This window comes from Pantoea sp. PNT03 (genome assembly GCF_014852515.1).
Classification (GTDB): Bacteria; Pseudomonadota; Gammaproteobacteria; order Enterobacterales; family Enterobacteriaceae; genus Pantoea; species Pantoea leporis.
The window spans coordinates 1-762 of the sequence record NZ_JACVBT010000017.1 but is presented as its reverse complement, the minus strand read 5'-3'; the positions used below and the strand labels follow the sequence as shown (position 1 = coordinate 762).

Sequence of the window (762 nt, the reverse complement as noted above, 5' to 3'; positions counted from 1 at the left end):
AGCGGTTCATATCACCTTACCGACGCTTTACGCAGATTAGCACGTCCTTCATCGCCTCTGACTGCCAGGGCATCCACCGTGTACGCTTAGTCGCTTAACCTCACAACCCACAGGCGTTTTGCAACGCATGCAGACTGCAAGCATTTGAGAGACTCGAACGCGCTGTTATTCATTTCTTATTACGGAGAAATGAACCAACGCGTCGTTTCAATTTTCAGCTTGTTCCGGATTGTTAAAGAGCAATAACTTCGCAATGTACCCGAGGATACATTCTGAAGTTAGTTATCAACGTGGGGTCGTTGATGGTGGAGCTAAGCGGGATCGAACCGCTGACCTCCTGCGTGCAAGGCAGGCGCTCTCCCAGCTGAGCTATAGCCCCATAGAGTTTTTGTAAAACGCGTGCTTACCAGGAGAATTCTTTCACAGACAAGGCGTGACGACGCGAAGCATACTGAAGTATGCGGGCTATCGGCACAACGCGGAAACTGGAAGAATTTGGTAGGCCTGAGTGGACTTGAACCACCGACCTCACCCTTATCAGGGGTGCGCTCTAACCACCTGAGCTACAAGCCTGCAGGCGTTTTACGCTCTTCTTTAATTTCATCAGACAATCTGTGTGAGCACTTCGCGGGAAAGTATCTTCAGGTAAGGAGGTGATCCAACCGCAGGTTCCCCTACGGTTACCTTGTTACGACTTCACCCCAGTCATGAATCACAAAGTGGTAAGCGCCCTCCCGAAGGTTAAGCTACCTACTTCTTTTG

The 762-nt window shown here is 50.1% G+C and carries 2 tRNA genes and 2 rRNA genes; all 4 read right to left on the bottom strand.

What is annotated here, in order from left to right:
- Positions 1-100 (bottom strand): 23S ribosomal RNA (locus IB226_RS23060); the annotation flags it as partial.
- 203 nt (positions 101-303) lie between these two features.
- Positions 304-379, bottom strand: a tRNA-Ala gene (locus IB226_RS23055).
- 117 nt (positions 380-496) lie between these two features.
- A tRNA-Ile gene (locus IB226_RS23050) sits at positions 497-573 on the bottom strand.
- Between the two features lie 73 nt (positions 574-646).
- A 16S ribosomal RNA gene (locus tag IB226_RS23045) occupies positions 647-762 on the bottom strand; the annotation flags it as partial.